At 33.3% G+C, this 18,356-nt stretch carries 13 protein-coding genes and 1 CRISPR repeat array; of the genes, 4 read left to right on the top strand and 9 right to left on the bottom strand.

What is annotated here, in order from left to right:
* Positions 1–125 precede the first annotated feature (125 nt).
* Positions 126–2,345, top strand: coding sequence for a nitrite/sulfite reductase (locus N2712_06810; protein MCX8029686.1), 2,220 nt, complete (start codon positions 126–128; stop codon positions 2,343–2,345).
* Positions 2,326–3,621: a glutamate-1-semialdehyde 2,1-aminomutase gene (gene hemL / locus N2712_06805; GenBank protein ID MCX8029685.1), complete on the top strand. Its 1,296-nt coding sequence runs from the start codon at positions 2,326–2,328 to the stop codon at positions 3,619–3,621. The genes N2712_06810 and hemL overlap by 20 nt, the downstream gene beginning before the upstream one ends.
* A 17-nt stretch (positions 3,622–3,638) precedes the next feature.
* On the opposite strand, the gene cobA is transcribed toward hemL, so the two are convergent.
* From cobA to N2712_06765, 8 genes are all read right to left on the bottom strand, one after another.
* Positions 3,639–5,030 carry a uroporphyrinogen-III C-methyltransferase gene (cobA, locus tag N2712_06800; GenBank protein MCX8029684.1) on the bottom strand — a complete coding sequence of 464 codons (1,392 nt, stop codon included), beginning with the start codon at positions 5,028–5,030 and terminating at the stop codon, positions 3,639–3,641.
* Positions 5,002–6,954, bottom strand: a complete 1,953-nt coding sequence (locus N2712_06795; GenBank protein MCX8029683.1) for a hypothetical protein — start codon at positions 6,952–6,954, stop codon at positions 5,002–5,004. Before N2712_06795 ends, cobA begins: the two co-directional genes overlap by 29 nt.
* On the bottom strand, positions 6,876–7,874 hold the full coding sequence (locus N2712_06790; protein ID MCX8029682.1) for an inorganic phosphate transporter: 999 nt from the start codon (positions 7,872–7,874) through the stop codon (positions 6,876–6,878). The genes N2712_06795 and N2712_06790 overlap by 79 nt, the downstream gene beginning before the upstream one ends.
* Positions 7,867–9,105 carry a GTP-binding protein gene (locus N2712_06785; protein MCX8029681.1) on the bottom strand — a complete coding sequence of 413 codons (1,239 nt, stop codon included), beginning with the start codon at positions 9,103–9,105 and terminating at the stop codon, positions 7,867–7,869. Before N2712_06785 ends, N2712_06790 begins: the two co-directional genes overlap by 8 nt.
* Positions 9,106–9,114: 9 nt before the next feature.
* Positions 9,115–10,020, bottom strand: coding sequence for a sulfate adenylyltransferase subunit CysD (gene cysD / locus N2712_06780; GenBank protein ID MCX8029680.1), 906 nt, complete (start codon positions 10,018–10,020; stop codon positions 9,115–9,117).
* 8 nt (positions 10,021–10,028) lie between these two features.
* Entirely contained in the window at positions 10,029–10,730 is a 702-nt protein-coding gene (locus N2712_06775; GenBank protein ID MCX8029679.1) for a phosphoadenylyl-sulfate reductase, read from the bottom strand.
* Positions 10,731–10,839: 109 nt separating this feature from the next.
* Positions 10,840–12,465, bottom strand: coding sequence for an NAD(P)H-hydrate dehydratase (locus N2712_06770; protein ID MCX8029678.1), 1,626 nt, complete (start codon positions 12,463–12,465; stop codon positions 10,840–10,842).
* Positions 12,466–12,471: 6 nt separating this feature from the next.
* On the bottom strand, positions 12,472–12,813 hold the full coding sequence (locus tag N2712_06765) for a hypothetical protein (protein ID MCX8029677.1): 342 nt from the start codon (positions 12,811–12,813) through the stop codon (positions 12,472–12,474).
* A 235-nt stretch (positions 12,814–13,048) separates the two neighbouring features.
* On the opposite strand from N2712_06765, the gene N2712_06760 reads away from it, so the two are divergent.
* Entirely contained in the window at positions 13,049–13,210 is a 162-nt protein-coding gene (locus N2712_06760; GenBank protein ID MCX8029676.1) for a hypothetical protein, read from the top strand.
* 311 nt (positions 13,211–13,521) lie between these two features.
* Positions 13,522–16,116: a PEP-utilizing enzyme gene (locus N2712_06755; GenBank protein ID MCX8029675.1), complete on the top strand. Its 2,595-nt coding sequence runs from the start codon at positions 13,522–13,524 to the stop codon at positions 16,114–16,116.
* Between the two features lie 145 nt (positions 16,117–16,261).
* Here N2712_06755 and N2712_06750 read toward each other — a convergent pair whose 3' ends face one another.
* Entirely contained in the window at positions 16,262–17,422 is a 1,161-nt protein-coding gene (locus N2712_06750) for a type III PLP-dependent enzyme (GenBank protein MCX8029674.1), read from the bottom strand.
* Between the two features lie 112 nt (positions 17,423–17,534).
* A CRISPR array of direct repeats spans positions 17,535–18,309; the repeat unit is 30 nt; unit sequence GTTTCAATCCCTGAAAGGGTAGGTAAAAAC.
* Positions 18,310–18,356: the final 47 nt, after the last annotated feature.

The following is an 18,356-nucleotide window of genomic DNA, read 5'->3' as shown; positions in this document are numbered from 1 at the left end:
TAAAAATTTTAATAAAGGATTTTTTGAAAAATCAAATTTTACAAAAAATAAAAGATAAAAAATTTGAAAATGTAAAATATATTTTTTATAATACTCTCATGATTAATCTGAGGAGGTAGAATTTTATGGTTGAGGATTACATAGATATTTTTGACATACATAAAGGAGCAGATATTGAGTCTGAGATAAGGGAGTTGGAGGCTGTTATAAATAGGTTTTTATCGGGTAATATGAGTCCGGAAAAATTTCTTTCGTTTAGGTTGATGCATGGTATATATGGTGTGAGACACTATCCAGAAGGTATGCATATGATTAGGATAAAATTACCTCAAGGTATAATAAATTCTAATCAGCTAAGAGCTGTAGCTACAATGGTTGAGAGATATGCTGGAAGTGGGGTAGCTCATATTACTACAAGGCAAGATTTGCAGTTACATTATGTAAAGCTTGAAGATATACCAAGTCTTTTTAGAGATATGGCTAGGGTAAGTTTAACTTCGAAGGAAGCTTGTGGTAATACTGTTAGGAATATAACAGCTTCTCCTTTTACTGGTATCTCTAAAGATGAGATATTTGATGTTTTACCTTATGCTATGTATATGACGAGGTATTTTTTAAGGCATCCACTTACATTGACATTACCTAGGAAGTTCAAGATAGCGTGGTCTGAGTCTGAGAAGGATTGGGGTATGGTAAGAATTCATGATCTTGGTTTTATAGCGCAGAAGAAAGTTATAGATGGTAAAGAGACTAAGGGATTTAAGGTTTATGTTGGTGGTGGATTGGGAGCGATACCTATGCCAGCTTATGTATTGACAGATTTTGTTGATACAGAAAACGTTTATTATTTATCGGAGGCTGTTATAAGAGTGTTCCATAGGGAAGGGGAAAGGAAATTAAGAAGTAAGGCTAGGATAAAATTCTTGGTAGCAAAGCTAGGTATTGATGAGTTTAGAAGTCGTGTTTTTGAAGAGTATGAAAGAGTAAGGAGACATATAAACATAAAAGATGATCTTGAGAATTATATATCAAATTTTCCTCATCCTGCGCCATTTGTTAATGGTAGGGAAGGTGGTAAAAAAGTTCAGAATATTGATTATTCCTTTGTTAGTGAATATAGATCCCTAAAGACAACTCCTGAGTACTCGAATTGGTTTGCGAATGATGTATGTGAACAAAGACAAGAAGGATATAATGCTGTTTTTATTAGAATTGCTTTAGGTAATCTTAAGCCTGATGATTTAAGAAATATAGCTAGAATGTCTGAAGATTTTGGTGCTGGTTATGTTGTTATGACACAGAGACAAGATATTTTATTACCTTGGGTTAGGTATGAATTTTTGCCTGCTGTTTTTGGTAAACTTAAAGAATATGGTTTATTGGCTGATTCTACGTTACCTCTTATAACTTCTTGTCCTGGGGCGTATTCGTGTAAACTTGCTGTAACGTACCCATATAATTTAGCAGAAACTATATCAAAGGAGATTAATGATCTCATGGGTATAAGGATAAATATATCGGGATGTCCTAACTCTTGTGGGCAACATCATATAGGTGATATTGGATTCAGTGGAAATTCTTTGAATAGTAGTGATGGAACTATTCCATTTTATCTTATGTATTTAGGTGGATACCCTTATGAGGAGAATACTATAATAGGGAATGCTGTTTTAAAGATTCCTTCGAAGAGAGTTCCTATGGCAGTGAAAAGAATACTTGAGATTTACAAATCTAATAGGAATGATGGAGAAAGCTTTAGAGATTTCCTAAAGAGATTTGATATTGAAGTAATAAAAAGAGAAATATCACCACTTACGAAAGTTAACCCTAAATCGGAGGATCCTGAGCTTTACCGAGACTGGGGACAGAATAAAGATTTTGTTTTGGAGGCAGCAAAAAGGGGAGAATGCGCAGGTAGTCTACTTGATATAATTTCTATATCAATATTTGAGTCATTGAGGGAAGTATACGAAGCAGAAGAGTACTTACAGGATGAAGACTTTTCTACAGTTGTCCAGAAGTCATTTAATGCAGTTTTAGGATGCATGAAAGCATTGTTGTATTTGAAAGGTCTTGATTTGAGTACTCCTGAAGAAATTATCGATAACTACAAGAATTTGATTATTCCTGATAGGATATTACCTAGGGAGTACGATAGCATTACTGAAGATGTGATAGAATGGATAAAGAATGTAAACAAGATTGACAAATATAAAGCAAATGAGGTATTGAATAAAGTCTCTTTGTTTGTGAGAGATGTAGATAAAGCATTTCTAAGGTTAACTCCAGAACTTAAAATAGAAGCCTTAAGAAATAGTGGTGAAGATGATGAAAAGATGGGCTAAAAATAATATTGAGGCATTTGAATTAGCAAACAAATATATTCCAGGTGGAGTGTCTTCCCCCGTTAGATCATTTTATCAAGTTGGTGGGGTTCCTTTTTTTGTGAGTAGAGCTAAGTCATCCAAAATATACGATATAGAAGGTAAAGAGTATATAGATTATGTAATGTCTTGGGGAGCGCTAATATTGGGACATTCAAATAGTGATGTAATAAGTGCAGTTAAAGAACAAATTTATTATGGTACAACTTATGGTGCTCCGACGGAAATAGAGTATATACTTGCAAAAACAATATCAGAGTGTATTCCTTCTATGGAAATGATAAGGTTTGTCAATTCAGGGACTGAAGCATGTATGAGTGCGGTGAGACTAGCTAGAGCATTTACTGGAAAAAGTAAAGTAATAAAGTTTGAAGGTTGTTATCACGGTCATGCAGATTACTTTTTAGTTTCAGCTGGTTCTGGGGTTGCGAATTTGCAAGTACCTTCAAGTAGAGGTGTTACAGAGAATCTAATAAAAGATACTATAGTATTACCGTTTAATGATGTAGAAAAGTTTCTTAATACAGTTGAGACAGAAGATGGTATATCGTGTATTATAGTAGAACCAATTCCAGCTAACATGGGGGTAGTTATACCAAAGAAAGGATTTTTGGAAACTTTACAAAGAGTATGTAAAGAGAAAAATATACTTCTGATATTTGATGAGGTTATAACTGGTTTTAGATTTGGTTTATGTGGTGTACAAGACATAATTGGTATAAAGCCGGATATTACTTGCCTTGGTAAGATAATTGGTGGAGGGTTTCCTTTGGCTTGCTTTGGTGGAAGAAGGGATATAATGAAATTATTAGCACCATTGGGGGAAGTATACCAAGCTGGTACTCTTTCAGGAAACCCTATTGCTGTAGTCGCGGGTATTAAAACTCTAGAATTGCTGAAAAAACTAGACTATAGATATCTTGAGTCGATTTCAGTAGATCTAGTAGAGGGTATTAGAGATATATTGTCAAAGAAATTCAAAAACTCAAATACTAAGGTAGTAATTAATAGGTTTAGAAGTCTTTTCTCAGTGTTTTTTTCTCAGGGTGAGTCTGTAGAGAACTTCTCTGATGTTAGAAATTCAGATAAAGGATTATTTTCAAAATTCTTTCATCATTTGCTGAAGAATGGGGTATTCATACCTCCGTCTGTGTTCGAAACTTTTTTTATTTCTTTCTCGCATACTAGAAAAGATATACAAAAAACCCTTGATGTAGTGCTCTCATTAGACTTTTAGTGATAAACTTACATGTCTTAAAAATTAGGTAAAATTTTTCTTAGTTCATTTTCTGTCTTAGGGCCTATACACCTGATGTTAACATTTTCAGGTATCTTATTATACCTTTTGATAAAGTTTCTTATTGTTGAAGGAGATGTGAATATTATCTCATCGATCAATGAGAATTCTATGTCAGGTAGACCTTGTGGCATTATATTTCTATATGCTATACATTCTTCAACTTCAAACCCTAGGTTTTTAAAACCATTACCTAGACCTTTGTCTGATAGATCTGATCTTGGCATAAATATTCTTCCCCTAGGTACATTTCTAAATGCTTCAAGAAGTCCTTCTGAAGATTCATTTTGGGGTACTAGATCTGGAATTATTCCATGGTTTTTCAAAGCATTTGCGGTTGACATTCCTATTGCTGATATTTTTACCGAGCCTAAAGTCCTTGAATCAAAGCCCATTTCAAGTAAAGATTTAAAAAAGTATAGAACACCGTATCTACTACAGAAAACAATCCAGTCGAATTCTCCTTTTGATACTCTAGTTATGTACATCTTAAGTTCAGAATAATCATCCAAGGGAACAATCTTTACCATAGGTATATGGAAAATTATTCCTTCTTCAAAGAATCTTTCCTCAGATATTCCTGTAAAGATGATTTTTTTTTGCCTTTTATACCAGTTTAATATTTCTTCATCTTTTACTATGTCTCCTACTATGAATATAGTGGGAGGCTTTATATTGTGGTTGGTAACATCTAGATGTATATTATCTAAGGAAGATATTATGTGTTTTTGGTTTAGTTTTGATATATTTGATATTGCCAGTACAGGCGTATTGGGGGATAGTTTTGATATTTTTATTAGGTTTTCTGAAACTTCTTTTATTTTCTCAACACCCATGTATATAACTAATGTTTCGTTAGTACCTATCTTGTTCCATTCAATGAAACTTATTGATTTTTCTTGAGATTCATGTGCCGTGATAAATGAGACTTTAGGAGAGTTGTGTCTACTAGTAAGTGATATACCGTAATAGGAAGCGCATGCTAAACCTGCAGTTACTCCTGGTATAACTCTATATTCTATTTTGTTTTCTAGAAGTATTTTTTCCTCTTCAGTAAGTCTTGCAAATATTGATGGATCTCCTCCTTTTAGTCTAACAACTTTCTTGCCTTCTTTTACCTTGCTTATTATAAATTTGTACATTTTTGTTATTCTATCACCTGAGTGATTTCTGCTGAAGCTTTCAGCACATATTTTTTCACACTCTTCTTTGCAATGCTCTAAAACATCTGTACCACACAAGTAGTCGTAAACTACAACATCGCATTGTGCTAAAATTTTAGCGCCTTTGACAGTTATCAAATTTTTGTCTCCAGGTCCACTACCAACTATATATACTATTCCTTTCATTTTTTACCTCCGATAAATTCATGTTAACTAGTATATCGATATTGTTTTGTATTATATCCTCAATCTCAAACAGTTTCTCTAGCATATCTTGCTCGTTTAAACCATCGAGATCTAACTCTACTTTAATAGGTAGATCTCTAACAAATCTGTTTGTTATTTTTTTTATAGCGTTTAAAACAAAAGAACTTTTTATATTTCTAATCTTACTTCGGTATAGTAATATTTCTAGTTCGAACAAGGTGAAAAAAATTTCATCAATACTACTTCCTTTTCTAATGGGAAGGGAATTAGAAATAAGGTTGTTAGAAGTATTTTTGTGTTTCATCGAGTTTAAGGTAAGCTCGAAGATATGCTTTTTTATATCTTTCCAGTTATTTTTAACAAAATCTTGGAACGAGTTAAGGTCAGATTTTTCATACATTTCAACTATGTTTTTGACAATTTTGTGTACTATGTGAGGCTCAACTAAAGCAAAAGATCTTCCAATAGGTAGTTTTACATTTTTACCATAGCCACTAAATACTACGACACATAGAACTTTTATTTTATTTCTTCTGTAAGAAATGGTAAAAATTCCTATATCACCTAAGTGGTGATGTCCTGAAGAGTTAGGACAACCTGATATGTTTATTCTTAAATTGCTTGTATTTCCTATTTCTCTTGATATTATGTCAGACAGCATTTTTGAGTTTAGTATAGCTATATTACAAGAGAACGTACCTGTACAAGACACGATACTATAGGAATTTGGATCATCATCTATTCTTATGTTAAATATTCGAAGAATGTTAATTACTTTATTCATCTTATCCTTTCTTATGTTAGGTACGATAATATTTTGCCTGTTTGTAAAAATAATGTTACCATCTCCAAACTTTAAACTCAAGTGTGATAGTAATTTTGCAAAGTTTACATCTATGTCTCCATTGTTAGCTATTGATTCAATACTAAATTTATCTAGCTGTTTCTGTAGTAAAATTTTTACTCTAAATGTATTAATTTCTTTTTCAGGTAGTCTAATTGTAAAATTTTTATGATAGTTACCTATGGAATTGTAGTCATTTTGGTTTGAGTTGGTAATATTTATCTTTAAGCTTTTCTCGATGCTACTTAATTTGTGTATAATGTTTTCTATACTTTTTTCAGATAGTATATTTTTAAACCTGACTTTACCTTCCTTTGAAGCATATATTACAAGACTTGCTGCTTTAGTTATGCATTCATCATATTCAACGAACTTGTAGATTGTTTTACCTCTGGTTGGTATTTCACCGAGGCTACCACCAATCAGTACCTCAAATCCTTTAACACCTTTATCAATTTTGGCTATTAATCCTACATCACTAACTGTAGCAAGTGCTAAATCTTCTTCTGAGTCTGATATTCCTATTCTAAATTTTGGATGTAGGGATGAGTAGCTTAAATTATTTTCAATTATCCTAACTAAACTATTACTAAATTCTATGACGTCGAATAGTCCTTTCGGATTTATTCCTGATAGATAGCTGACATTGACAAATTCGTATATTGATTGTTGTATAGGAAAGATTCTGAAAGTAGTTAGTTTCTTGATAAAGTCAAGAAGGTTGATGATATACAAGTTTTGTATTTCTATATTTTGTTTAGTAGTTACGTGTATAAAGTTTACTGAAGGTGGTAATGAAACAACTAAATCTTGGAATTTATTAGCTTCGATCCTACCGAATTTTGTTGGTATTTTTACAGTGAAGGTATTTTTGTTTTCATTATATAGTATTCTATACTTCTTTGTTGTTTTCAATAAGTTTTCTAGAGATGTTCTTTGATTTATGTAGTTTTCTATTTCAGTGATGATGTTACTGTTCTTCATAACCCAAATACCATGTCTATTATCAAGCAAATAAGAAAGGTGGATATAGTTGGAGATATAGATGAGAATAGCCATACTCTTAGGATTTTTCTAGTTATTGGGTTTTTGAAGGAATAGTAATGAGATACTTCTTTTTTTACTATTCCTATTGCTATTATAGATGAAGAAACGACTATTACTGTTGGAAATGGTAAGCCTAAAAGTGATGAAACTATTGTTAATGTAGATGTGACAATTGATACGATGGTAGCAGACCATAATCCTATTGGTATTATTTCATCTCCAACAGTTTTTATTACACCCTTTCCAAGAACTAATGCTCCTACACCAAAGAGTAGAGAGAACAATACAAAAGCTAGAAACATGTCAACATTAAATATTGCAATGAAAGGACCTACTACATTTGCTACGTTATTTGTTCCTAAAGAGTAGGCATTGTAAATTGATACCACGAGGACGATCCAGAATAAGAAATGCTTTCTATTTACAAATTTTTGATATAACCAAAGGTTATCGTACCTTGGAGGATAGAATAGTTTGGTAATCCAGAGTGTTGAAAAGTATGTTATTAACATAGAAGCAATCCAAACTACTATGGATAATAGAAAAGTTTCCCATATCAAGCTGGATAAGTACAGTCCTGCACCAAGAAATGACATCATGATTATTATGCTTGTTGATGATGGAACTTTTAATAGGTTTGATATGAGTAAGTTGATACCTGCAGAAAATAATACAACAGTAATAATCCAACTATTTTTTGATATTACTTCTTTAGGTATGACCTTTGAAGATAATGTTTTTGCTACATATTCACCGACGGAAACTGCTCCAATTACAATAAAGATAGTGAAAAAAATAACACAAACCAAAAACGATGCTTTTTTAGTTCCATAAAGCGTTCCGAAAGAAACTGCAAAACCGGATGCACCCATGTTTATAGCCCACAACGAAGAGAAAATAATTAGAAGTGTATCTATAACATGTTTATCCATTGATTGTTCCTCCGGCAACTGTGTTGTTTGTTATTTCATCAATCAGTATAAAACAACCAGTCCATCTATGGTCTGAATAGTAGTCGTAAGGTACTGGATCGGCAGTTTTGATGATAACTTTTGCTATTTCATTAGATGATATTTCTTTGCTAGGTATTTCATTAAGAGTGTTTATATCTACTTTGTATATTATTTCTTTGATAACACACTTGCTTACTAAAGTGCCCATCATGATAATCAACTTGTCACCTTCGACTAATTTTTTTCTTTCATCCATCCAAAATATGTATGATACGAACTCATTACTCACTATTGGTTCTTCTCCTTCTTTTACTATATATGTTCCACGAGGTATGTCGTAGTCATCCTTTAAGTGTATAATACAGTTATAAGGTGAGATTACTTCGTTAACGTCCTTAAGGTTTGATTCTATTCTTATAATCTTTGTAATATAGTTGTTTGGTAGTATTTTAACTTTATCTCCGATTCTGTAAACTCCAGAAATAACTCTTCCTGCGTATCCCCTGTAATCTTGTATGTTGTTAGGTCTTATGATGTATTGGACTTGAAATCTTGATTTTTCGAAGTTTTCATATTCTATCTCGATATTCTCGAGTAGTTCTAAGACTGTAGGACCTTTGTACCAAGGCATGTTAGTAGATCTTTTAACAACGTTATCACCGAGATAAGCGCTAATAGGTATTAGTGTAATTTCGTGTTTATCAATTTTTCTAAAAAACTCAACTATTTCAGATGATACCTTGTCAAAAACATCTTTATCATAGCCAACTAAATCCATCTTATTGACACATATTAGAAGGTGTGGTATTTCAAGTATGGATGATATTATCATGTGTCTTTTAGTCTGTTCTGTCATTCCGTTTCTTACATCAACGAGTATTATTCCAAGATCACATCCAGATGCTCCAGTTATCATATTCCTTGTATACTGAAGATGTCCTGGAGTATCAACCAACATAAATTTTCTTTTGCTTGTAGAGAAGTACTTATAGGCTACATCGATTGTTATTCCTTGTTCTCTTTCTGCTTTAAGTCCATCAGTTATCAAAGCAAGATCGATGGTTGCGTTAGGAGGTTTGTTACCTCTTTTTGATAGTGCTTCGATTATATCAACAGAGATTGCTTTGCTATCATATAATAATCTACCTATAAGTGTGCTTTTGCCGTCATCAACATTTCCGCAAGTAAAAAATTTTAGAACTTCTAGCATATACCCCTCCTAAAAGTAACCAACTTTTTTTCTGTCTTCCATTGCTGTTTCAGATATCGTGTCGTCGAGTCTTGTTGCTCCTCTTTCGCTTGTGTTTGTTGAGAGTAGCTCTTCAATTATTTTTTCAATAGTGTCTGCGTTGCTTTCAATAGCAGCAGTGCAAGTCATATCACCTACAGTTCTAAATCTTACTTTTTTCCTTACTATTTTGTCATTTGGATCGATCTTGATAAAAGTTGATACTGCTACGAGTTTTCCTTTGTATTCAATACAATCTCTGTAGTGAGCAAAATATATAGAAGGTAGTTTTATGTTCTCTCTTAGTATGTAATTCCATATATCGATTTCTGTCCAGTTACTCAAAGGAAATACTCTTACGTTTTCTCCTTTTTTTATCCTACCGTTTAGTATGTTCCAAAGCTCAGGTCTTTGCTTTTTAGGATCCCATTGACCAAATTCATCTCTAATTGAGAATATTCTTTCTTTTGCTCTTGCTTTCTCTTCTTCTCTTCTAGCTCCACCTATACAAGCATCAAACTCAAATTCTTGAATGGTATCAAGTAATGTGTACGTTTGTAATGTATTCCTACTTGGTAACTTACCTGTAGCATCTTCAAGACCTCGTAGTTTAATAGTATCTTCAACGTATCTTACTATTAGTGTTTCTCCAATTTCTCTGACGAGATTATCTCTGAACTCTATTGTTTCTGGAAAGTTGTGTCCTGTGTCAATATGTAATAAAGGATATGGGAATTTGCCAGGTCTAAATGCCTTCAAGGATAAATGAACCAGAACTATAGAATCCTTGCCACCAGAAAATAGTAAAACAGGCTTTTGAAATTGTCCAGCTACTTCTCTTAGTATGTATATAGCTTCAGACTCTAAGTAATCGAGATAGTCTATGTGCTTTTTCATACATCCTCCTAAAATTTCTTAGTGTGTATACCACATTCTTTGTGTTCTGGAGATTCCCACCACCATCTTCCATTTCTTATGTCTTCCGTTCTTTTTATAGCTCTAGTACATGGTTCGCATCCTATACTAGTGTACCCTTTGTCATAAAGGGTATTATAGGGAAGTTTCTTTTCTTTGATGTAATTCCATACCATCACTTCAGACCAGTCAGCAATAGGATTTATTTTGTATATACCATTGTGAATATCATCTATTTCTACTTTTTTTATATCTTTTCTTGTTATGGATTGTTCTCTCCTTAGCCCAGTAATCCAAGCATTTAATCCTTCGAGTGCTCTTTTTAAAGGTTTTACCTTTCTTATTTCACAGCACAATTTTCTCTTTTCAATGCTTTCGTAAAATAAATTCATTCTGTATTTATTAACCATTTCTTCAACTTCCTTATAGTTAGGGAAGTAAACTTTAATCTCGATTTTATATCTGTCTCTAATTCTATCAATAATTTCATAGGTCTCATTGGGTAGTCTTCCGGTATCTATTGTAAAGATATTAGGATTTAAACCTAACTCTTCACCTATACTTATCATCATGTCTATTATAACTACATCTTCTGCACTAAAACTCGATGATAAAGCTACCTTGTCTTTGAATTCATTCAAAGCCCACCTTATAACCTCATCTGCTTTTAGAGACTCAAAATCTATTTTCATAACTACCTCAAGTTGGTAAAATATTCTAAAACAAAAAATTATATTTTTTCAAATATTTACAAAAATATAATATGAATTTTTGTTATTTTGTGTTAGTAAATTTTTGTATTTAGATTAGATCTAGTGGGCTAGGGTATAAGATGTTATCATTCCATCTTTTTGATATTTCTCCTAGCATTACGATTGCTAACTTAACTCCTTCTTTTATGTTTTTTGTGAATGCTACGTTGCCACCTATTAGTCCTGCTAGGATGTCTCCTGTTCCTGCTCTAGCTAATAAGGTGGTGTTACCATCGTAGATCCATATTTCTCCATCGTAGAAGAAGATATACTCTACGTTATCTTTTAGTACTAGATTTATCTTAAATTCTTCTACAAATTTTTTACCGTAAGAAAATGGTTTACTCAATACTTCTGATATATCAGTATCTAATATTCTTGAAAACTCAAGGAGATGTGGTGTGATAATTATGTTATTTCTACCTTTGATTTTGTTTAGCAAATTCCTATCTCTGGCAATTATGTTTATTCCATCTGCATCTAGGACTATGGTGTTTGGGATATTGAGTAGAAACTCTTTTACAAACTCTATGGTATCTTCATTTTGATCTATACCATTTCCTAGTATGATTACATCTTGTTTTTTTATGATGTTAGAGTTTAGGATGAATTTGAGATCTTCTTTTGAGAAGTGACTTCTATTTTGGGAAGGGACTGGTATTGATACTATATCTGGTGTGAATGATTTAATAGTTGAGTTAAACTTTTCGGGTACTATTGCTATTATATAGCCAACACCAGTTTTTGTTGCTCCTTTTACTGCTAACATAGCTGCACCAAAGTACTTGTCGCTACCGCCTACTACTATAACTCTGCCGTTGCTACTTTTGTTATTAGAAATGGGTCTTTTAGGTAGGGGGTAGGTATGTTTAAGGTAGTTAATTTTGCTATTTGATATACTATCTATAATTTCTTCTCTAAATCCAAGGGTTGATACTATAATTTGTCCCGTTATTTGTTTTATTTCTGGTAAAAACATTCCTGCTTTCAGAGAAAAGAAAGTTATAGTATAATCAGCGTTTACGATATCTTTAGTTGATAGTATATCTCCTTTATCCAAGGATGCAATAAAACCTGAAGGTACATCAATACTAAATACTATAGCACCCCTTTCTTTAAGGCTATTTATGAATCTGACAGTACTCAAAATTGGTTCTCTTAAAGGTTGTTTTATTCCTATACCTACTAAAGCATCTATGACTATAGTCTTTAGAGAGATACCATAGTTGTAGATGAGATTCTTGATATTGTTTTCCAATGATCTACTAATGTTATTATGACTTAGTGTTTCATTTTGAGAATTATGATCTTCTTTGTTTTGTTTTGTGGTAGTTTTATTTTTGAGGATCCATATGTTATTTGTGATTTTTGATAGTATTTTGTAATTTGTTTTTGCTGAGTTTGTGAAACGTGATACATCACCTATTATGAAAGTGAATACATTATTAGTATCCTTTAGTAATTTTCTAGAGACTACTAAACCGTCTCCTCCATTATTTCCAACTCCACAAAATACTAGAAACAGGTAATTGGATAAGTTATCACCTAGAATACTTTTGATAATATGGTAGACGTCGTTACCTGCATTTTCCATTAGTACTAATTCGTTGATGGAGTAGGAATTAGACAATGTAATGTCGATAAATTTTGCGTCTTCAGTTGAGAGAATTTTCATCAAGTTTTATACTTTTCCTTCGCTAGAAATCCTAGCTGCTAGATCATCGACTTTTTGAACAATGTCTGGTGAGGGATTTAGAGTATAAGAAGTTTGGTATGCTGTTATAGCACTTTGTGGTCTTGACATTTGTTCATAAGCATTACCTGCTTTTTCGAAGGTTGAAGCCAAATTTTTCATTTCTTCGTTATTTTGCTGGGTTTTTGTTATATCTACTATAACTTCTTGCTGAGCTTGTTGGGTTTGTCTTTGGTTATTTGCTTCTCTTCTATTGTTTGGTTCTGGGACTACATTTGAAACTATGTTTGAATTTATGTTGGGATTTAAGTTTACTCTCTCCACAGCCATACAGAATTATTATAACAAATTCTAGATTAAGTTTCAAGTAGTATGAGAGTGTTCTAAAAATCGCTGTATATCTTTAGAGATTAGGTAGGAAGAAGAATGAGTTTGTGAAAGTAGGTTAGAATAATAATTCTGATGTGATATTTTTCTTGAGAGTTGTTAAAGAGATATACAACGAGAAAAAGAATAATTGACAAGTGTATCAAGCATACATTATCGTGTTGAGAATTTAGGTGAGATGAGAGGTGGGATTGGTGGTGTGATGTTTGAGGTGATGTATTTTTTGAAAAAGGTTGAGAGGTGGTTGATGGGTGGAATAGGCAAAGAGGTTAAGTATTCTTTGAGTGAGGTGTTAGGAGGATTTGGGAATTACAGGTATCAATTAGATATGGAGTTTTGAGAAGTTTATGGGTAATTTCAAATGTTGTATGATAAGATGGTTAGAAGTGGGGTATATAGAAATTGATAGGTAGTGGTTGTGATGGGGATGTTAGATTTTGTAATGTTTATGGAGAATAGAAATAAGAATTTTTTTATATTTTTACAACACTTGCAAAGATGTACACATCAGGATACAGGTACTCATAAGCATCATAAACATTTTTTGAGTACTCTCAGTGGTAATTTGGTGTAGTTTTCAGAATTTATTGAAATCTATGGGACTTTTGTTTAAAACTTAGATATTAGAAAAATTTTAAGTGAGGAAAAGATATGAGTGGTATATATTTTTTTAGTCAAGATGGTTTTAAGACTAAACCTACTTCTGATTCAAAAATAGGTATTAGAGGTCAAAGGATACAGGAACTTGTTGATTCAAAGATGCCGATACCACCTGGATTTATAATAGATAGTGAGAGGGTTAAGTCTCTTGATGTTAAGACTATAAATTTAATACTTGAATATGTGAAGGACATATCGAAAATAACTGGTAGGAAACTTGGGGATCCAGAAGCTCCGTTATTTCTTAAGTTAGTTGTGAGTCCTGATTTAAGATTAGTTAAATTCCCGGGTGTTAGGTTTATAGGTATAAATGATGAAACATTTGAATTGCTAAAGGAAAGAGTTGATGAAAAGTTTGCTTATATTGCGTACTGTTCATTTTTGGAGGAGATGGCCAGATTTGGAGCTGAGTATAGGCCTGATATTTTTACATCTCTTCCTGAACCTGATGATCTTAAAACTCTTTCTCTTGATAAGCTTAAGGAGAGGCTTAAGCACGATAAGGAAGGTATTGAAAAGAATATTCCTAGTGATCTTGAAGAGAGGATATCATATGTTTTAAAGCAGATATCTGCTATAGCTAAGATAAATACTGATGTTGACATGGGTGTTTTGGTTCAAGATATGGTTTTAGGTAATTATTCTCCAAGTTCTTTTACTGGATATTTTTTCACTAGGAATATAGTTACTGGGGATCCGACTATTCAGGGTAAGGCTTTTATTAAGGATTACTTTATAAGAGATGATGAAGGTACTGGAATTGATATTAACACTTTAGATAAGGAGACAGTTGATGAGTTACACAAGTATGCAAGACTTTTGGAGGAGAGGTACAAGGAGATAAGGTATGTTATGGTTGTCAGGGAGATGGGTAAAGTTTGGGTTATAGAGCAAGACACTGTTCAAAATAAATCTTCTCAGGCTGATATAAAACTCTATATGGATTTGTTGAAGAAGGGGATAATTGATGAGAAATTCATAATAGATAGGATAAATCCTGGGCATCTTGTTGAGTTGCTTCACAAAACTATTGATATAGAATGGATAAAGAAGAACAAGGTTCGATATGTTTCGGGTGGGATAGCAGGGTCACCAGGTGTTGCGACAGGTAGAGTTTTCTTTTCAACTGAAAGGCTTATGGATGAGTATAATAGGGCTTTGAAGATGGGATTAGACAATAGGCTTATATTGGTTATGCCAGCTACTTATGCTGAAGATGTCAAAGCAATAGAAGTTGGTCAAGGAGTTTTAACAACGGAGGGTGGGTATGCATCTCATGCTCCTGTCGTTGCTAGGTCTTTGGGTAAGGTTAGTTTGGTAAATCCTAAGATAAAGCTTAATGCTGATAGTTTTGAAATTGATGGTATAGTAGTTAAGGAGGGAGATTATATAACGCTTGAAGTTCCGTTTTATGAGTCTCCAAAGATTTATTTTGGTGAAGTTAAAACGGTTGAGCCTGATTTTGATAGAAATGGTCTTATGGATGTGCTTAAAATAGTTGATAAATATATATATCCTAACTTTGTAGTTAGGGCTAACGCAGATCAGCCAAGAGAAGCTATGTTATCAAGAAAACTCGGCGCAAATGGTATTGGACTTTGTAGAACTGAGCATATGTTTTTTGATAAGGAAAGATTACCTATATTCCAGGAACTTATAATATCTAATAGCCCTGAGAAAAGAAAGGAAATACTTTCAATCCTTAAGGAATTCCAAAAGAAGGATTTTATGGATTTATTCGTAGCAATGAGTGGGGAACCTGTTACTATTAGGTTGCTTGATGCACCGTTACATGAGTTTTTACCTCATAATGACAAGGAGTTAAGGGAATTGTATGAGTTTCTGAAATCAAAGAAGTATAAAATAACCCTAGAGGAACTAGAGGAAATATGTAATCTTAAGAAGGAAGTTAATCCGATGTTAGGGCATAGAGGTGTAAGAGTTGCCATAACGTATCCTGATATATATGAAATGCAAGCAAGTGCTATAGCTGAAGCTGCAGTAGAGGTGAAGAAGAATGGTTATGAGCCAATTCCTGAAATTATGATTCCTGTTGTTATGAACTATAGAGAGTTGAGTTTTGCGATTTATGGTAAGTATATGGAAGGTAGAAGGATAAGGGGTATAAAAGAAATTGTTGATGAAATAATATCAAATAGTGGATTAGATATACCGGTTAAATATGGTTCGATGATAGAAATACCTTCAGCTGCGTTACATTCTGACAAGATAGCAATGTTTGCGGAGTTTATAAGTTTTGGTACTAATGATCTTACCCAAACTACTTATGGATTATCAAGAGATGACATATCATCTTTCTTACCTGATTATACGGAGATGGATATACTTGATGATAATCCATTTAAGGTGCTAGGTGAGGAAGTAGGAGAGCTTATAGTTATTGCTGTTCAGAGATCTCGTATGGTTAGACCTGATATGAAGATAGGGCTTTGTGGAGAGCATGGAGCTGATCCGAGGAATATAGAATTTCTGAAAAATGTAGGTCTTGATTATGTTTCTGTTGCTCCATATAGTATTCCACTTGCTAAGCTAGCGATAGCAAAGATAAATGCTTTGAAATCTTGAAGTATTATTTGTTGACATAAGTGTACTGTTGTGAGTATTTTGTAATTTTATGGATAACGTGGTATTTACATTTTCTTATGACTGAAGTTTTGTGAATGGTTAAAGTTTAGGGTTTTTTGAAAGATTATCAAGTAGTCGAGTGTGGTTATATAACTACTACGTGTGGGACTTTATATCCGTTGAAAGGAGCGCCGTAAACTGTTGTGTATGCACCTGTTGAAAGTATGTAGATTATGTCGCTGACATCTGGTTCTGGTAATATTACTTCTTTTGCTATTACATCCATGCTATCGCAAGAAGGTCCTCCGATATTCCATACTTTTTCTTTTTTTCTAGAGTTTGTTCTGAAGGTATAATTTATTCCTCCGATTGTTTCCATGAGTCCGTTAAATACACCTACATCTAGATATATCCAATTTTCTTTATTTCTTGTTGCTTTTCCTATGACTCTTGAGACTAGTACTCCAGCTTCACCTACTATTCTTCTACCGGGTTCCATTTGTAGGATTAAGTTTTTGTAATTCCCAAACATTTTTAGTTGGTTGTATATTTTATTTTTGAAGTCTTTTATTTTTTTAGACTTTGTAGTGTAATCAATAGGGAATCCTCCACCTATGTTTAGTAGTTTCATATGTATTTTGTATTTTTCTGCTATTTCGAATACTTGTTTTGATAGTTTTAGTGCTTTTTCGAAACTTTCAAGTGAGTTATTTTGAGATCCTGCGTGGAATGTTAATCCTATTAGTTTGACTTTTCTTTTCTTTGCATATGATATTAGTTCTTCAACATCGTCCATGAGTAGGCCAAATTTACCACTTAGTGGCCATGTACTTTCGGGGTTATCGATTTCTAATCTTAGGTATAGGTTTGCTTCTGGAAATAGGTATTTTATTTTATCTATTTCTTCTTTTGAATCTACGCATAGGTATTTTATTCCTACTTGTCTACAAACTTCTATAAACTCTGGTGGCTTGACAGGATTACTTGTTATCATTCTATTGCCGCCTACGCCTATTTCTATTAATCTTAGTACTTCAGAAACAGATGCTACTTCAAAGTTTGCTCCTATGCTAGCGAGGACATTTAGCACTTCTATATGATCATTTGCTTTGACTGCGTAATAGATTTTAAAGTCTGGAAAATTTTTTACAAGTTCGTAGTATTTTTTCTTTATGGTGTAGGAATCGATTATTAGGAAAGGAGGTTTATGTTCTAGAAGAAGATTTGGGATTGCGTGCTTAATTTTTTTGAATACTTTTTCTGTAAAAATTCTTGCTTCTGATTTTTTCGACGTTCCTTTTTCCACTATTTTTATCCTCCATTATAATTTGCGTAATAATATAAATACTTCGTTTGTTGTTTTCAACTTATGGACTATCTAAAGTCTGTAGTAGTTTGGATAGTTTCTGTTGAGCATTGTTTCAATCCCTGAAAGGGTAGGTAAAAACCTTGGGCCGCCCCCAAGGAGGGCTTTGGGACCTATTCAATTTCGTTTCAATCCCTGAAAGGGTAGGTAAAAACTCTTTCTCTACTTTCAACCCTCTCTTGCTTGCTATGCGTTTCAATCCCTGAAAGGGTAGGTAAAAACATCTACCTCGGCCCCGACAAACCACATAGGAGGAGTAGTTTCAATCCCTGAAAGGGTAGGTAAAAACAGGATAGACGAAAAAACGTATCAGGTCGTCAGCAACCTAGGTTTCAATCCCTGAAAGGGTAGGTAAAAACCAAGGTATCAGGGCTGAGCGGGAAGCTCAGCGAGGTGTTTCAATCCCTGAAAGGGTAGGTAAAAACCCTATGCATACCACTGGGATTTCATAGTGATCTCTCGGTTTCAATCCCTGAAAGGGTAGGTAAAAACTGTCCTTTTCTTTTTTTTTTCTTTTCTTTTTTTGCTTGTTTCAATCCCTGAAAGGGTAGGTAAAAACCTATGATGAAGACTTGCTACCTCCTTCTATCAGTGAGTTTCAATCCCTGAAAGGGTAGGTAAAAACTAGATGATTTTGATGAAGCTCTCAAGCTAAAGATAGCGTTTCAATCCCTGAAAGGGTAGGTAAAAACCTATTTGCTGTAGTCAAAACCTTGAAAAGGTATCTGATGTTTCAATCCCTGAAAGGGTAGGTAAAAACGCTTTTGGGCCTTACGACATAACTAGAGCAAGAGTGAGTTTCAATCCCTGAAAGGGTAGGTAAAAACTCATAATTCGTGCATGGGTCTATTCGATTTCTTGGCGTTTCAATCCC

The organism is Brevinematales bacterium, assembly GCA_026415355.1.
Lineage (GTDB): Bacteria > Spirochaetota > Brevinematia > DTOW01 > DTOW01 > SKYB106.
This window is presented reverse-complemented; position numbering and strand designations above follow the sequence as displayed.